This is a genomic window from Bacillus sp. URHA0034 (assembly GCF_056280405.1).
In genome coordinates this window covers 733809-751934 of sequence record NZ_JBWCDK010000002.1, presented here as the reverse complement: position 1 = coordinate 751934, position 18126 = coordinate 733809, and the positions used below count along the sequence as shown (strand labels likewise).

Annotated in this window: 11 protein-coding genes; 10 read left to right on the top strand and 1 reads right to left on the bottom strand. The window is 39.9% G+C overall.

Annotated features, from left to right (window positions below):
- Nucleotides 1–276: 276 nt before the first annotated feature.
- The 9 genes from ACZ9EE_RS05780 to ACZ9EE_RS05740 all read left to right on the top strand — a co-directional run bounded on the left by ACZ9EE_RS05780 (nucleotide 277) and on the right by ACZ9EE_RS05740 (nucleotide 16332).
- Nucleotides 277–2988, top strand: coding sequence for a polysaccharide lyase 8 family protein (locus ACZ9EE_RS05780; RefSeq protein ID WP_476025711.1), 2712 nt, complete (start codon nucleotides 277–279; stop codon nucleotides 2986–2988).
- Between the two features lie 217 nt (nucleotides 2989–3205).
- Complete coding sequence (locus ACZ9EE_RS05775; RefSeq protein ID WP_476025710.1) at nucleotides 3206–3706, top strand: TRAP transporter small permease; 501 nt, start codon at nucleotides 3206–3208, stop codon at nucleotides 3704–3706.
- A 1-nt stretch (nucleotide 3707) separates the two neighbouring features.
- A complete protein-coding gene (locus ACZ9EE_RS05770; RefSeq protein ID WP_476025709.1) occupies nucleotides 3708–5003 on the top strand; it encodes a TRAP transporter large permease in 1296 nt (431 codons plus the stop codon).
- A 45-nt stretch (nucleotides 5004–5048) separates the two neighbouring features.
- Entirely contained in the window at nucleotides 5049–6077 is a 1029-nt protein-coding gene (locus tag ACZ9EE_RS05765; protein WP_476025708.1) for a TRAP transporter substrate-binding protein, read from the top strand.
- Between the two features lie 114 nt (nucleotides 6078–6191).
- On the top strand, nucleotides 6192–8951 hold the full coding sequence (locus tag ACZ9EE_RS05760) for an alginate lyase family protein (protein ID WP_476025707.1): 2760 nt from the start codon (nucleotides 6192–6194) through the stop codon (nucleotides 8949–8951).
- Between the two features lie 323 nt (nucleotides 8952–9274).
- Complete coding sequence (locus tag ACZ9EE_RS05755) at nucleotides 9275–11089, top strand: sensor histidine kinase (RefSeq protein WP_476025706.1); 1815 nt, start codon at nucleotides 9275–9277, stop codon at nucleotides 11087–11089.
- A complete protein-coding gene (locus tag ACZ9EE_RS05750; protein WP_476025705.1) occupies nucleotides 11071–11823 on the top strand; it encodes a response regulator transcription factor in 753 nt (250 codons plus the stop codon). Before ACZ9EE_RS05755 ends, ACZ9EE_RS05750 begins: the two co-directional genes overlap by 19 nt.
- A gap of 271 nt (nucleotides 11824–12094) precedes the next feature.
- Nucleotides 12095–15856, top strand: coding sequence for a hypothetical protein (locus ACZ9EE_RS05745; protein WP_476025704.1), 3762 nt, complete (start codon nucleotides 12095–12097; stop codon nucleotides 15854–15856).
- 149 nt (nucleotides 15857–16005) lie between these two features.
- Complete coding sequence (locus ACZ9EE_RS05740) at nucleotides 16006–16332, top strand: cupin domain-containing protein (protein WP_476025703.1); 327 nt, start codon at nucleotides 16006–16008, stop codon at nucleotides 16330–16332.
- Nucleotides 16333–16491: 159 nt separating this feature from the next.
- Here ACZ9EE_RS05740 and ndk read toward each other — a convergent pair whose 3' ends face one another.
- Nucleotides 16492–16953, bottom strand: a complete 462-nt coding sequence (gene ndk / locus ACZ9EE_RS05735; protein ID WP_476025702.1) for a nucleoside-diphosphate kinase — start codon at nucleotides 16951–16953, stop codon at nucleotides 16492–16494.
- A gap of 302 nt (nucleotides 16954–17255) precedes the next feature.
- Here ndk and ACZ9EE_RS05730 point away from each other — a divergent pair, with 302 nt between their 5' ends.
- Entirely contained in the window at nucleotides 17256–18062 is an 807-nt protein-coding gene (locus ACZ9EE_RS05730; protein WP_476025701.1) for an alpha/beta fold hydrolase, read from the top strand.
- Nucleotides 18063–18126 lie beyond the last annotated feature (64 nt).

Sequence of the window (18126 nt, the reverse complement as noted above, 5' to 3'; positions counted from 1 at the left end):
TAAAAACCTTTAGGAAAAGTTAAAACCTAATATAATTGCAAAAAAAACTAAAACAAGTCGGTAACGCTTTTTTATCATAAGTGCTAGAATCGGAATACGTTCTCTTTGAAAGCGTTTGCGATATTTTTTCAGGAGGAGTAAAAAGGTTGTTTTAAAATGGGGGGATGCAATTTAAATAAAAGTGCTAACAGCAACTGAAGCAATTTACCATACTTAGAACTTTGTTAATGACCTTACTGACTATTGTTTATCTCTTTTTGAGGAGGCGGAGAAATTTTGAAATTGAAATTTTCGGTATTAGGTAAAATCATTTTAGCCCTAGCAGTTGTGATTTCAACTTACTTCCCTGTGGCAGTACATAAAAGTTTCGCAGCGGAAGGAACATCTGATGAGTTTCAAACCCTTAGATCAAAGTGGAAATCCTATTTAGTAGGGGGAGACTTCTCACTTGATGATCCGGATGTGGCAAGTAAGGTTGATATCATTGCGAATACGGCAAATGATTATTGGAAAACGATGGTTAAAACATCCCCTGACAACTATATCTGGCCGGATTTAGACGATAGCATTATAACCGAAGAAAAAAGTAAATCTAGCCCGATGACCTTGGCCTATCAGCGATTAGAATCGATGGCATTGGCTTATTCGACTAAAGGTACTGCTGTTAAGGAGAGTTCTGGAGAAACTATCAAATTGTATCAAAATGAACAATTATTAACAGATATCAAAAATGGACTAAGCTGGCTCTATGCCAAAAAATACAATGAGAATAGAACGATTGGCAAAACGAACTGGTTTGACTGGTGTATTGGGACACCGCTGACTCTTAATAACACTGTCGTGCTCTTATACGATCAGTTATCAGAGGAAGAAATAACGAACTATATGAAAGTGATTAACAAATTCACCCCAGATCCGACCAAAGCAAATGGAGGTAAGGCAACTGGAGCAAATCTAATGTATGTCGCAACAGTTGTTGGTATACGTGGAATCATCGTGAATGATGGGGCGAAAGTTGCTGCCTCACGTGATGCCATCAGTCCGATTTTCGAATATGTGACTTCTGGGGATGGATTTTATGAAGACGGGTCCTTCCTGCAGCATGGCTCACATCCATATACTGGAGGGTATGGTAAGGCACTGCTTGCCAATCTAGTCTCGTTCGTTTATTTGCTCGATGGATCTACATGGAAAGTCACCGATCCGAACCTTGATAACATGTACCAATGGATTTTTGATTCCTATGAACCGGTTATCTACAAGGGTGGCTTGATGGATATTATCCGCGGTCGTGAAATATCGAGGTTCAATCAGCAGGATCATTTAATGGGCCACGAGACGATCAGGCCAATTGTTCATCTTGCCCAGTTTGCTCCTCCTAAGTATGCTGAAAGGCTGAAAAGCATGGTGAAGGAATGGATTCAATCAGATACTTACTTGAATTTTTATGAAACTGCACCTATCTATCATGTGGTTTTAGCCAAACAGATTGTTCAAGATTCTACTATTAAACCAAGAGGAGAACTGGTCACAAACCGCCAATTCCCGAATATGGATCGAACGGTTCATCTTCGCCCTGATTTTGGTTTCAGCATTGGTATGTCCTCCAGCCGAATCTTTAACTATGAGTCTATTAATAGCGAAAACTTAAAGGGCTGGTATATGGGAGATGGCATGACCTATTTGTATAATAGTGATTTATCACAGTACAGTGATGATTACTGGGGTACTGTCAATATGTATAGACTGCCTGGTACAACAGTGGATACCCAACTGCGTCAGAACAGCTCTGGACAAAGCTATAAGAGCTCGAAAAACTGGGTGGGTGGAACCAACATAACTGGGCTTTACGGTGTATCCGGTATGGAATTAGATGCATGGAACAGCACGTTGACCGCTAAAAAATCATGGTTCATGTTTGATGACGAGGTCGTTGCGCTGGGTACAGGCATTAGCAGCACAGACAACCGTACGATTGAAACCACAATTGAAAATCGGAAAATCAGTGATGCCGGCAATAATACACTCACAGTAAATGGAAGCATCAAGCCATCCAATATAGGATGGTCTGAAACGATGAAGGGTGTCAAAACCGTTCATCTTCAAGGCAGCAAGCCAGGATCTGATATCGGTTACTTCTTCCCTGAGCCAGCTACCATTAATGGCTTACGTGAAGCAAGAACCGACAAATGGAGCAATAGTAACCTGTATCCTAAATTCACAGATTCAGCGGATGTAACAAAGAACTTTGTCACACTTTGGCTGGACCACGGCAAGAACCCATCTAACGCTATGTATGAATATGTACTTCTACCGAATAAAACAAGCAGCGCGGTGTCCGAATATGCGAACAATCCTGATATTCAAGTATTGGAAAATTCAGGTGACTTGCAAGCTGTTCAGGAAAAGAAACTAAACATTGTCGCCGCAAATTTCTGGAGTGATAAGAATAAATCTGTACAAGTAAACGGTAAAAATTATATCACTAGTGATAAAAAGGCATCTGTTATGACCAAGCAAACAGGAAATGAATTGGAAATTTCAGTATCGGATCCGACCCAAGCAAACAGCGGCACCATTAATGTGGAGATTAATGATCCAGCTGCGTTTGCGATATCGGCTGACAGTGGGGTTAAAGTGACTCAAGTATACCCTGCGATAAAATTATCCATCGATGTCAAGAATGCACAAGGAAAAACGTTTAAAGCAAAAGTGGCGTTGTTAAGTATTGATTCAATCAGCAAGCTTGTCGATCAATATGCACAGTCCGGAGATTTGGCAGGACCGATGCTGGTGCAGGTTACAGAAAGCTTGAAACAGGCGCAGGACCAAGCTGATAAACAGCATCAAACACAAGCGATTAAGAGTTTACAAGATTTTTTAAAGCATATCGAAATAAAAGCTCAGCAGGACAATATTTCAAGTAGTGCAAAAGAGGAACTAAGCTCTAAAGTGCAGCAACTGATCGAATATTGGTCTCAATCGTGATTCTTGTCAACGGATTGTAGCATAGTCAAAAACCTCTCCGAGCGTATAGCCCGGAGAGGTTTTCGTTTCGTTATAATCAAATAGGTGGTACAGCTCAACCTAAAAAATTTACAACAAACCCTAAAATGAGGCCTGTTTTTAAAATTTAGAAAATTCATTACAATAAGAATATCAAAGGATGAAAGCACTTTCAATCCAGAGGAGGTGAGATGAATCAATGAAAACAATAAAAAAAGCTGCCTTACTCATTGATAGCTTTTTTGAAAATATCGCCCAAATTTCCTTATTAACGATGATTATCATTGTAACTGTTCAAGTCATAACCAGGAAGCTGTTCAATTTCGTCATATTCTGGTCAGAAGAGGTTACCATGGTACTGCTCATCTGGTTCTCGTTTATGGGGATCGCCATTGGGTTTCGGGAAAAACTGCATTTGGCGATTGACTCGTTTACGGCAAAATGGCCGAAACATGTGATTACTTGGATTGATAGATTAGTTGATTTTGGGGGTCTCGCATTCGGTATTTACTTAATTAAGTATGGTTGGGATTTTACAGTTCTTATGAGCGACTCCACGCTTCCAGCCACGCACATGTCGAACAGCATGTTTTACGCAGTCATGCCAGTATCGGGAATAATGATTAGTTTATATTCACTACTGCAGCTACTAGGGGTCGAAACAAAACGTCATCAAGATATAGAGGAAGGAGGTCATTAAGATGGAATCGACTACAGTCGCAATCCTGATATTACTAATTAGTTTTATAGCCATGCTGATTCTGCGTTTTCCTGTAGCACTTTGCTTGGCGGGGTCAACGATATTTACGCTTATGTATTTGAATGTTCCTCTAGAAGTAATTGGTCAAAGGATGATTCAAGGAGTTAACTCTTATGCCTTGCTAACCATTCCGTTTTTTATACTTGCAGGACAAATCATGGGAGAAGGCGGACTTGCCTTACGACTTATTAATTTCTCATTACTAATTGTCGGCCGAATCCGTGGCGGACTGGCAATGGTTAACTGTGTAGCCTGTTTATTTTTTGGGAATATATCCGGTTCTGCAGCCGCTGACGTATCTTCGATAGGATCGATTATGATCCCGATGATGAAGAAAAAAGGATATAGCACCGATTTTGCGGTTGGCTTGACTACATCAGCCGCAATCCAAGGCGTTGTTGTTCCCCCAAGCCATAATTTAATTCTCTATTCCCTTGCAGCAGGTGGAACTTCCATTTCTGCACTGTTTCTAGCCGGTGTTGTTCCAGGGATTATCCTTTGTATTTGCCTAATGATTGCCAGCTATTTCATGGCAATTAAAAAAGGGTTTACACAAACCTACGTGGTTGAACGTAAAGACATTCCTAAAATTTTAATCGACGGAATCCTTGCGATTATGCCAGTCATTATCATACTTGGCGGGATTTTCTCTGGTTGGTTTACCGCATCAGAATCCGGTGCCATCGCTTGTTTATATGCATTTATTGTTACCTTTTTCGTTTTTCGTGAAATACCAATCAGCCGGATGTGGACGATTATTAAACGAACACTGCGGACGGTTTCTATGGTGTTGTTCTTGATCGCGGCATCAAACGCCTTTGGCTGGGTACTGGCCTATTTGAAAATTCCTGCGCTTTTTACGAATGCTTTATTACAGATTTCTGACAATCCTACGATTGTTATGCTAATTATCATTCTTTTACTGTTAATACTAGGTTCTCCGATGGATATGGCACCTTTAATCTTAATCATGACACCGATTCTGCTTCCTGTTGTGACATCTCTGGGAATGGATCCTGTTCATTTTGGTATTGTCATGATGCTTAACCTTGGAATTGGTCTCTTGACCCCGCCAGTTGGAACCGTCTTGTTCATAGGCTGTGCAATAGGTAAGGTATCAATTGGACAAGGGACAAAAGCAATGGCACCTTTCGGTTTGGTTCTCCTTGCCGTATTAATACTTTTAACCTTTATTCCATCACTATCAATGTGGCTGCCTGGTTTAATGAACCATTAACAATGAATCTGTTAAATTATTCGCTTTATAAAGGAGAGGTAAACGATGAGATTTTTTAGTAAAAAGTCGATGGCTGTTTTGTTAGGTACAACTCTTTCCGCTAGTTTGCTGTTAGCTGGTTGCGGAAGCTCTGAAACATCAAGCAGTGGAGGCGGGACGAAGTCAGAAGCCAAAAAGTACACCTTCCGACTCGCTGATACTCACCCGGATAACTATCCAACGGTTTTGGGAGATAAGAAATTCGCTGAAATTGTTAGTGAAAAATCAAATGGACGGATTAAGATCGATGTATTCCCGAACTCCCAGCTTGGTGAAGAGAAAGCAGTTATTGAACAGGTGCAACTAGGTGCGATTGAATTTACTCGTGTGAGCTCAGGGCCACTTGCCGAATTTAGCAAAGATTTAGGTGTATTTAGCCTTCCATACATCTTTGATAATGAAGAACATGAATGGAAGTTCCTGGAAAGCAAAAAAGGGCAAGAGTTATTAGACGGCCTCGAATCTTCAAAATTGAAAGGCTTGGCCTATTATGACTCAGGGGCGCGCAGCTTCTATACAAAAAAACCAGTTAAGAAAGTGGAAGACCTCAAAGGCTTAAAAATTCGTGTCATCCAGAACAAAATTAATATTGATTTAATGGAAGCTCTTGGTGCCAATGCCAGCCCGATGGCATACGGCGAAGTCTTCAGTTCCCTTCAGACAGGCGTTATTGATGGTGCTGAGAACAACTACCCTAGCTATGACTCCTCCAACCATTATCAGGTTGCGAAAAATTTCATTTTGGACGGTCACCAGCGTGTACCGGAAGTGTTGATGATGAGTAATTCGATTTGGGATAAAATGAGTGAAAAAGACAAAAAGATTATTCAAGATGCTGCCGTAGAGTCTGTAAAGACAGAACGTGAGGAATGGGCTAAATTTGAAAAACAATCGGAAGAAAAAGTAAAAGCTGCCGGTGTAACCGTAACGGAAGTGAAAAATTTAAAACCTTGGCAGGAAAAGGTAAAACCAGTTATTGAGAAATATCGCAGTGAGTATAAAGATATCCTTGATGAAATTGACAAATTAAGATAATTACACTTTGGCCAACTAGACGGACTACGTAATTTAACATTGATTACGTAGTCTTTTATTTTTATATTTTGGATTACGTAGAGTAGTTGAATCTATAAATACCAGGAGGAATCCATGTTGAAAATAAAGGATATTCGGAGAATAATCAGCATAGTTACTATTATTCTAGTGATTACTTCATTGTTTCAAACAGGTCATAATACGCACAGTGCCAAGGCAGCTGACAACGCAATTACACCCGAAACTGCTCCAGTTACGAATGCATTTGTAGTAAGTGGAAACGAAAAAGGGACGATTCAATGGAAAGACCCGGTACAAAATAGTAACTATGTAGATTTTGATCATGTGATTGTAACGGATATTTCCGAGCCCTCTAATCCTCACCCATTAACTAGGTTAGTAGATAAGGGTGTTGGCTCTATTACAATTGATGCTTTAACCAATGATATGGAGTATACGTTTGCAATTCAAACGGTATCAAAGGAGGGAATCGTAAGTAAGGAGGTCATTTTATCGCTGACCCCAACTCAAAGGCTGAACACGATTCTAATCAATGCAGAACAGCTTGTGAAGGTGAAAGAAACTTTAACAAACGGCAGCAAGGAGTATGCCGGCGCAGTGAATAAATTACTAGAAGAGGCCGGCACAGCCTTAAATAAGGGTCCTTATTCGGTCACGTACAAACCGAAGGCAGCGCCAAATGCTAGTATTCATGATTATTGGAGTATTGGTCCTTACTGGTGGCCTGACCCGACAAAACCTGAAACGGATGGAATGCCATATATTAACAAGGACGGTCAATTTAACCCTGAAGGTTATACGGAAAAATATGACAAGCAGAGTTTTATCGATTTAAGGGATGCCGTTTCTTCGCTATCACTGGCTTATTTTTTAACAGATAAGCAAGAGTATGCAGAACATGCTGCATTACTGCTAAAAACTTGGTTTATAAATCCAGAAACAAAGATGAATCCGAACATGAGATATGCTCAAGGTGTCCCAGGACTCACGGACGGGCGTAAGGAAGGAGTTTTGGAATCCGATAAATTACTAGATATCATTGACTCAATTGAGCTCATTTCCCATTCCAGTCACTGGACGATGGACGATACAACCGAGTTCAAGCGTTGGTTAGCAGAGTATACAGCATGGCTTGAAACAAATTCAATGGCTCAGGATGAGAAAAACTCTATCAATAATCATGGTACATGGTATGATGCCCAATATACAGCTTATAATCTTTATTTAGGAGCTAAAAGTAAAGCCAAAAAATATTTAGAAGAAACGTCGATCCCGCGGCTTTCGTCTCAAATTACCAGCGATGGGACTATGCCTGAAGAGTTGCGGAGAACAAGACCATTCCATTATTTCACCTATAATTTAATTCCATTTACCATGTTGGCGGTTATGGGAGATCAAGTAGGGGTCGATGTTTGGAATGCTGGAGGAAGTATTCGAAAAGCATATGATTTTATTACCCCGTATGTAGTCGATTTCACGGATTGGCCGTATGATGAGCTTGAGGCTCAACAAGATGAAACGATTTTCTCCATCTATTTACGCGACGCCGCAGCAAAATTCGGAGAAGATTCATTCTGGAGCGCATCCGATTTTATGTTAAAGGATCAAGTAGAGACACATCGGGCAAATTTAGTTGCTCCAAGTCACGTTGGAGGCAATCCACGCAAAGAATTTGTAGCTTTTTCCTTTAAGGGATTGTACACCCCGGTGATTGGGAACATCTCCCATGACGAAATTGTTGTGACAGTGCCAAAGGGGACCGACCGAAGTGGATTAGTCGCATCGTTTAAAACAACGGGCAAGCGTGTAAAAGTTGCAAAGACCGTACAAGAGAGCGGTAAAACTCCTAATGATTTTACGGTCCCTGTTACGTATAGCGTAGAGTCTCCTAATGGTTCGAAAAGAGAGTATACAGTCAAGGTAGTGGAATCTGATAAAAAGTTTCCTAGTTTGATCGAACAGTCTAGCTTCACTGAATTTAGGGCCGACCCAAGAATCGATGAAATATTAGCAAAGGACAGCAGTGTTAGTTTATTCGATGTCATGGAGAAACTCCCGCAATCAGCATCTGACATTAAACCGTTGACTTGGTATCAAGGGTATTATGAACAAGACACATTTAAAGCTCCAGCGCAAATCTATGTAAAAGATGGAAATACAACACAAACCCGGTCCATGCCTGCTGCTTTAAGACTATTGAAGGATACAAAAAATGGTTCTACTGCTACGGTGAATGTGAGCACAAGAGGATATAAGGATATTTCTATTACTTTCGCCGCAAAAACTCAAAGTAAATCGAATGGCTTAAAATTGCTCGGTGAATGGTCTATTGATAACGGAAAGACCTGGAATACAGCTGGTGAGCTTACCCGTGATAAGGATCATTTAGTTCTGACTGATACGTATCGTAATGATCCATTCACATTTACGATCAGTGATCCGAATGCTTTCAATAAACCTAATTTTCTTTTTAGATTCAAATTAGACCGATCCAGCATTGGCTATATGAATATAGATGATGTTCAGATCTCTGCAGTTCCTTTAGAGTCAAATGCTGACTTGAGTCGTTTAGAGATTAGCGATGGTACCTTATCTCCAGCTTTTAAAGCAGATGTAACCGATTATACCGGTCATGTACAGCGGAATGTAAACAGAATAAAGATTAGCCCCGTCACTGCAGATGCAGCAGCTAGAGTGAGGGTTAATGGCATTCCTAGTTCTGAATTACAATCGATTTCATTGAAAATAGGGGATAATCCAATTCAACTGGAAGTAACACCAGAAAAAGGGGAAACCAAAACGTATACGATTATTGTAAAACGGGTTGACCTGCCTGCAGCCAATCAAAAGTAGATCTTGAATAAAAGAAACGAGCATTTTTGATAGAGAAATGCTCGTTTTCTTTTGTACCTAGACACAGATGTTAGGTCAGTGTATCAATCTAGTCCTAAAAATAAGAATAGACTTAAAGTTTTATTTAAGAACACTGTATAACAGACTGCCATCCTTTAATATTAAAAATAAGCGCTTTCATCGTAGATTTGACCCATATAAAAACTATTTCCATGATGGTATCCTATAGTAATTAATAGTAATGCGGAATGAAAATTTAGAAAGGGTTAAAAATGAGAATCTTCCCGAACCATACCTTAAATAGAATTTTTCGACATATTTTTTTGCGAGACATTAACCTAGCTGCAAAGTTTCTTGTGTATTCCACTTTGCTTGTTGTCGTTCCGATGGTTTTTATCGGAATCAAATCCTATCAACGGTCGGCAGCTGTCCTCGAGAATGAAGCACGCCAGAATAGTTGGCAAATTATTGAGCAGGTAACCACTCATGTTGAGTATTATGTAAACGATTTCGAAATCAGCATTTTAAAAATGGTTAACAGTCGAAGCATGAATAGCTATTTAAAAATGAAATCGCTTAAAGAAATCGAGCGCAGCGATATTCGCGATTCCGTCCAACAGGTTCTGCGCAACACAGCTTATTCACGGCCTGATATTTCCAATATCACAGTCGTGCTGGACGGCATCGATATGATTGAATCGATAGATACAAATTACCAACATCTCGAAAACCCAGTGGTCAACGAGGACTGGTATGCTTCCATTCCAGATAACAGTGAGCCAAAAATATTCACCCGGACACTGCATTGGGACGATCATAATGAACAGGTCATCAGTATTGCAAGACGGTTAGTGAGTCCGCAGACACTAAAGCCGATTGGAATGATTGTCGTGGATGTTAATTTTAAAAGGTTCCAGGAAATTGCTGAAAAAGTCAATATCGGCCATTCGGGTTATTTGAGTATCATAGATTCAGAGGGGAATTTTGTCTACCATCCCAACCTGTCAAAAATGGGCACATCAGCAAGATATGAGAATTTAAAAGGCATTTTGTTTGGCAACAGTAATTCGTTCGTTACAACCCGCGGTCCCAAAAATCTCCTAACCTATAGTCACTCTTCCTTTCTTGGATGGACGCTTGTTACTTCAATCCCTTATAAGGAATTGATTCAAGGAACAGAGTACATCAAGCGGACGATACTATTTACAGGTTTGATTACTTTGGCGGTGGCCTCTTTATTTGGTTTTGGCTTTGCAGATAGCATTGTCAGACCCGTCAGACGATTATATTTTTATATGAGAAAAGTAGAAGCAGGAGACTTCAATGGCCATATTCAAGTCGAAAGCAAAGATGAAATTGGTATGCTTGTATATGGCTTTAACACTATGGTTACTAGGCTAAAGGGTTTGATGGAAGAAATCTATTATTCCAAGCTCAGGGAAACAGAGCTCGCCTTAAAGCAGCGTGAAATCGAATTAAAAGCGCTGCAATCCCAAATTAATCCTCATTTTATGTACAACACTCTCGATACTATTCGTGGAATGGCGCTTGAACACTCTTTGGATGATATTTCATCAATTGCTTCTTCAATGGCTCGTCTACTTCGATACAATTTGAATAATAAAGGGCAAACCGTTACCCTCGAAGAGGAATTACGCTACGCAGAAATTTATTTGCGGATCCAAAAATATCGGCTTGAGGAACGATTAGTTTATGAAATGAATATTCCTGATTGGGCAAAGCAGCAACTTATTTCAAAATTTGTCGTTCAACCCATCGTAGAAAACAGTATTATCCACGGTACCGAACCCGCCAATGGGATTATTAGGATCACTATTTCTGCGATGATAGATCCTGAGGGCCAGTCTTTCGTAGTGCGAATCCAAGATACGGGAATGGGAATTAACGAGCAAACGCTTCAGAGGATTAACAATAATTTAGAGCAAAAAGATGTCATGGAGGGTGGACCGAACATAGGGATCGTCAATGTGCACAGGCGAATCCGCCTGTTGTTCGGAGAAGGCTATGGCATTTTCATTGAAAACCGTTTTGAACAAGGGGTCGCTGTTGACATAAAATTGCCGTTATCGGTCCCGGTAACGAGTGAGGAGGCTGGCATATGCAAAAAATTTTACTAGTTGACGATGAGAGATGGGTTCGCACCGCCATCAAACGCACCATAGAACGGACAGATCTGCCTGTTACGATAGACCATGAATGCAGTAACGGTTTAGAGGCGCTGGACTGGCTGAAACGCAATCATGTCGATCTCATCATGACGGACATACGGATGCCGGTGATGGATGGTATGACGTTCTTGAAGCAATTGCGATCGGCCAATCAAAAACAAGCTGTCATTATGATTAGCGGCCACGATGATTTTTCCTATCTCCAGCAATCATTGCGTGCAGGTGTATTTGATTATTTGCTAAAGCCGGTAGAAGTTCAGGAAATGGGAGAATGCTTAGAAAAGTGGCTTCAAAAGAATCAAGAATTGACAGAGCCTGCTCCTCAACAAACAGCGTTGGATCCGCAGGAAATGTCGCCGGTTGAACAAGTTATTCAATTCATCAAGAACAAGATACCAGAGGAGGTCACCTTGACGGAGGCGGCTGCCAAGGTACATTTAAATCCGAGTTATTTAAGCCAACTATTTAAACAGCGAATGAATCAAACATTTCTAGATTTTGTGCTGCAGTCGAAGATGGACGAAGCAGAGCGGCTGCTAACTTACACTTCCCTTCGAATAAATGAAATTGCTTATCGACTTGGTTACGCCGACTTGTCCTATTTCAGCAACACATTTAAAAGAATCAAAAAGAAAACTCCATCAGAATTTCGGAAATGTTTTCAAGAGAGTAAGAGAGGTTAATGAATGTCTGCCTTTTCCCTAGCTTTTCCGCTATCCGGACAGGTCAATCTCTAGTTAACATTGACCTTGTCCATTTTATAACATGCTGACTAACCTAAAAAAACTTATATAAAACATAAAATGGACCCATTATTTTCAAAGTGAAATTTACTATAGAATGATTGTATACGTTTCCAATGCATCCCGAGACTTTTTGGAGGGAGGGGAATAGACCGCTGATAGGAACTGCATTTCTATATTTAACATTCTGGAGTTGAAAAGGAGTAAAATCATGGTCAAAAACGTTAAAAAAGAGTCTCTAGCCATAGTTGTTTTAATTATTTTGGTTTCAATCGTTTCAACTGCATTTGGTCCTAACTTAATGCCAAAGGCAGAAGCTTCTGCTCCTAACTCGCTGGTGCAGGAGAATGGCGGAGACGATTACAACGGCAATAAAGTACCCGATAGATTGTCGATTATCCCATCCGAACAGGGGGTAAATATTAGTGCTATCTCAAACGACACTATCACTATTACTTCAGGTAACACCTATATATATAACGTCGATACTGCGGAAGGTGAAGGTCTCACCACTTTGACTATTAATACAGTGGATGAACTGCTAAAGCAAATTACTTCTAAAACTTCTACACCGCAAACCTATGTAGTTAAAGACGCCAATGGAAAAGTCAAACAATCGGCAGACCCAATTGCACAAGGTGATAGTTTAACAGTTAGTGCCGGAACTGATTCTCACATCTATAAGATCAAAGTAATAAAAGGTGCAGTAAGAGGCAAGTTGCAGGTAGAAGATAGTGAAATAACAGAAAAGACACAATCTGATGTTGTGTTGAATTTTTTTGCAGGAATGAGAAGCCCCAATACGGAAGTTGTCCTTAAAGTGCCTAAAGGTGTCAATGCCACGATGGATAACACCACCGTAAACGTAATAGGCAGAGGTGAAGTAAAGCTTTCAGGGCTTGCGACTCAATCTGTTGGAAGAGTTGGGGAAGGATACCGTTTCAAACAAGTGGGTACTGTCGCTATAGATAACAATGACGACGGAAGCCAGACTATTAAATTTAAGGGACTCGATTTAAGACCTGCTAATGGAGCCGATCTGCAAATCACCTTTAAGGGGGTTTCCTTAAAAAAAGGCAGCTATGGATTTGAGGCTTCTTACATCACCGCTGAGCCGGAGGAATTAACAAGCCCACCATGCTCGGTAAGTTTAGATGTCGTCAAAACCATTAGTGATTTTCATAGAGTCTTAGATAAGAGCCTGACTTATAAGGAAAGCAGTGATACTTATACAAAGGCGAAATTGAACTGGACCGCTCCTAAGCATGCCGCCTTCATTAAACTATTGCAATCTACCGATAAGGGAAAAACATGGGCTGAAAGTAATGCTAAAGTGGATAAGCAACGTAATGAAGTCGAGGTTAAAAACCTTATCCCAAATACAGAGTATCAATTTAAACTGGCCGTCACTGGCGGCGAAAATAATGGACAGTCCAATATTGCCAAAATGTATACAGGCAAATACAACGCCAAGCTAAATGGAGCAAAAGGGGACGGGGTGGCTGATGACACACAAGCCATTAACGAAGCGATTGTCTATCTGAACTCTATTGGCGGTGGTACACTGTTCTTTGAAAATGGTACATTTAATGTGAGAACTGTTCATCTTTTGAGCAACGTATACTTATATGTGAATAAAGACGCTACTATCGCAGCACTTAGAGGCGGTGATGCCCCTGAATCCGCTTATTTCTCGGATAAAGCCTATCGCTCGGGTACTTCCCCTACGGATAGTGGGCCATATCGTGATCCTGAAAATTATATGACGAAGCAGGATGTTGGACACACATACTTTAGAAACAGTATGTTTTTTGGTGAACGAATTGATAATGTCAAAATTATTGGTAATGGCCGAATCACCGGAAATGGGAATCTCGTAAACGGTGATAGTGTCATGAATAACGAACAAGACCATCGTACCGATAAGATGGTAACAGTAAAACTAAGTACAAACTTTGAATTTGGCGGATTGGATAATGGGCTTGATCTATGGTACGAAGAAACAGATGCACCAACGACTGACGAGCCTTATTATATTAAAAGCATTGATAAGGAAGGAAAAAATGAAGTCAAGCAAAAAGACATCAGCAATATGCTCAAAGTGGATAATGCCGGGCATTTTGCCTTGCTGGCAACTGGTACAGATCATATCAATACACACGATTTTTACTATGATAAAGGAAAAGGCGGTCAAGCAAGGGATGTTTTTGACTACATGGAAAGCAGCTTTGTAACAGCTAAAAATATTTACGCGAAGGGAACATCCGACGATATTGTAAAGCTGGGCAGTGACTCTTCACTAGGTTTTACAAGACCTGCAACTGATTTTTATGTTCAGAATATCATCGGTGACACCAACTGTAATCTATTCCAAATCGGCAGTGAAACAGCGGATGATATTAAAAATGCCTATGTAGACAATATATATGTATTGGCAGGAAATAAAGCCGGATTCTCTATTTCTACTAATGATGGCGGGACAGTTGAAAATATTTATTTGAACTCTGGTAAAACCGGTCCTATTCATCATGAAGCACAAATGAGAAGGACACGGGCACCTTTCTTCCTATCGATTTCCAATCGTGGTCGTGTAATTGGCGGTCAGGCAGAACGGATGAAATTTATGGAAAATGGTGTACAGCGTGATGAGCTGTTAAGCACCAATGTCAATATTGGCCATGTAAGAAATATCTATATTAAAGATATCAATATTGAAGAAGTGTACCAAGGAAGTCAGTATGGCGATCCGTCTAAGAGATGGGTTCCATATACCAATCAAAGTAAAGCAACCCCTATTATTGCAGGTTATAAGGTCGGGGATGGTGGACCAGCACTGCCGGATGGACGCAGCATTGGTTATATTGAAAATGTAAATTTTGAAAACGTTGATATTCTGGTAAAAGGCGGTAACGGCCTTGCCGATTCAGAGGTTAGTCCTCCTGAGTTAGGTGTAGGCAAATATAACGTGGGTGATTTTGGCGTACAGCCGTCCTACGGATTCTGGGCACGGCATGTTGACGGGCTTACGTTTAAAAATGTAACGACAAACTTTGAAAAAAACGATGATCGTTATGCCATTGTGTTAGATGATGTGAAAAATGCTGTCCTTGATCAGCTGACAATGGTAAAAGGCTCTAACAATCAAAGTGTCATTCAGCTAAAAAATGCAAGTAACATAACCGTTAGGGATTCAGCGTACTACAAGAATACATGGGGGAATGAGCTTACCCCAATTGAGGACTTAAATAATGTGACTGTAACAAGTAAACAAGCCTATCCTCCAAGGATTCAGGACCCGCATAATACATTGATTCAATTAAAAAAGGACGGTCACGAGAATCTAACGAAGCTAGATACACAAGAATATTCGATTACGGCATCCTTGGGGACCACAGTCCCGAACATCATTAATCAAGTTGAGTCAACAGATGGGACGCCCCAGAATTATATGGTTACCGACGCTTCACATGCGGCAAAGGATACGGGCGTGCTAAAAACGGGGGACATTCTCGTTGTCACCGCACAGGATGGGGAAACAAAGAAAAATTATTCGATTAATGTACCGCTCGAGATTTTAGTTGAAGGCGAGTCGCAGCTAAATACAGTTGCCAAGAGCCTTCCTAGTATTACGGTTACAAACTCTTCAACAAATGGAATTTCTTATTTACAAACCAATACTGTGCCAGTTGGGGAGTGGATTGAATTCAATATAGTGGTACCATCGTCGGGCACATATGAAGTGTCATATCAATATAAAACCAATACATCTGGAAGGGCAACCGTTCAGGCATTTGTCAATGGGGAGGCAAAGGGATCACCGGTTAACCAGACTGGCACAACCGCTAATGTGTTTACTCCAGTCAATTTGGGTTTGGTAACTTTCACTCAATCAGGTACCTATCCGATTCGATTCATGGCAACGAATCCAGGCTCGATTGTAATCGACTACTTGAAATTGACAAGGGTTGATTAAATAATATTGATCTCAAAAGGTTTAATAGGCTAATTGAATTAAGTGGTTTGGAGGTATCTCTGCTCGCCACTTTTATAAGATTAATTTTATCTAAAAAAATATTCGTCTTTCTAAGTGAAAGCATAAAAAATACGGAGGAGTGAAAGAAAATGTTTGTTTTAGGAGAAGATACAGCAGCAGTCCATGCAGGCGAGGGTGTGGAAAGAAAACTGTTAAGCCGTGGCGGAAGTATGATGATGACCGAGGTCACCTTTAAAAAAGGGGCAGTAGGTGACATCCATTCCCATTCCCATGAACAAATCAGTTATATTGTTCAGGGAAGTTTTGAATTTCATTTAGATGGCAGCGTTCAAAAAGTAGGAAAGGGAGACAGTATCTACGTTCCTTCCAATACTCTGCATGGTGTTAAATCGTTAGAAGAGAATTCCATCATTTTAGACATTTTTACGCCGCAGCGGGAAGATTTTCTTCCATGAGAATAACTCACTTGTACAACAAATTCTGCATAAATTGATTCTAAATAAATAAAACTTAAAGCGGTTTTATTCTATATTAATTAGGATAAGACCGCTTTTTATTACCAAATAAATAAAATCCCCTTAGCATTATATCTAGGGGATTTACCTAAGCAATTTTTAAACAGATTGTCGATCTTCGAATGGAAAATCATCTCGTGAGATCCGTTTTTTCAATAGTCCAAAGAAATTCTCAATTTCTCGTTCGGCACTTAAGAGAGAATCGGAGCCATGGATTACATTTTCTTCTTTGGAAAAGGCAAAATCACCACGAATGGTGCCTGGCATTGCTTCCGATGGACTTGTCTTCCCAATCATGAGACGAGAAACTTCTATTATATTTTCTCCTTCCCAGACCATGGCAAAAACTGGAGCTGAAGTAATGAAATCCACTAATTCTCCGAAAAACGGCTTTTCCTGATGTTCCATATAATGATACTCTGCTTTACTACGGTCCACTTTCATTAGTTCTGCATTCAATAAGGTAAAACCTTTCTGTTCAAAGCGATTGATAATTTCTCCGATTAACCCGCGTTTCACCCCATCAGGTTTTACCATGATAAACGTGCGCTGTAAACTCATACGATCACCTCGTAAAAATAGATATTTAGATGAGAACCGCCAGACCAGTACAAAGAATGCTGAACTTTTTTCAAAGGCGGATTCTACCCATATTCCATTATGGAAAAATAATATAGATTTCAAACTAAGAAAATAAAAATAGAACCTAAATAAAAATTGTTTATGTAGTTCTTTAAAAAAATTTCTTCCTGCTGAAATTGCCTATGGGTGAAATGTTTTCTGCATCCTCATGAACGAATTGATAAATAATAAATACTATATGATAAATTCTTGAGGAGTGGAACATATTGTGTGTCGATGGATTGAAGCAAACCTACATTAAAGTAGACAATATTAATTTGTACTGTGAATACTTATTAAATGATAAACCACCAATTCTTCTGATCCACGGCTTCGCATCTTCTACTTATACGTTTCGTCGTATCATCCCTTTATTACAAGACAAGTTTTCAATACTGGCGATTGACCTCCCGGGTTTTGGGAAAAGTGAGAAATCCACCTCATTTGTTTATAGCTTTGAAAACTATGCGAAGTTGATGATTGAATGTATCCACCATTTTGGATTTACTAACATCTATATTGTTGCCCATTCGATGGGCGGTCAAATTGCTCTAAATATGGCGCGAATCGCTCCTGAGAAAATTAACAAACTAATTTTATTAAGTAGTTCAGGCTATTTAAAGCGTGCAAAAAAACTTCTCATTTGCAGTTCCTATTTACCATTCTTTGATAAAGCTATTCATTATTATATTGGAAGAAAAGATGTCAAATATCACTTGGGGAACGTTTTTTTTAATCAATCCTTTATCAATGATGAGTTAATCCGTGAATTTGGCAGGCCGCTGGCTGAAAAAGGATTTTACAAAGCTTTAATCCGATTAATTCGTCACCGTGAGGGTGATTTATTGCCGCAACAATTAAAGGATATACAAGTCCCAACATTATTATTATGGGGAGAGGAAGATCGCGTGGTTCCAGTGGAAGTCGGCAAACGGTTAGTTCGGGATTTGCCAGATGCCAGGTTAATTACCTACGGAGAAACAGGGCATTTAATTACGGAGGAAAGACCAGAGTTTGTTTTTAGGAATATATTGATGCACACAAACTAACCATTGTAACCCAAGAATTTTAATATTCTTGTAAGGAAATAGGAAAAGCAGACTCAAAAAGTTG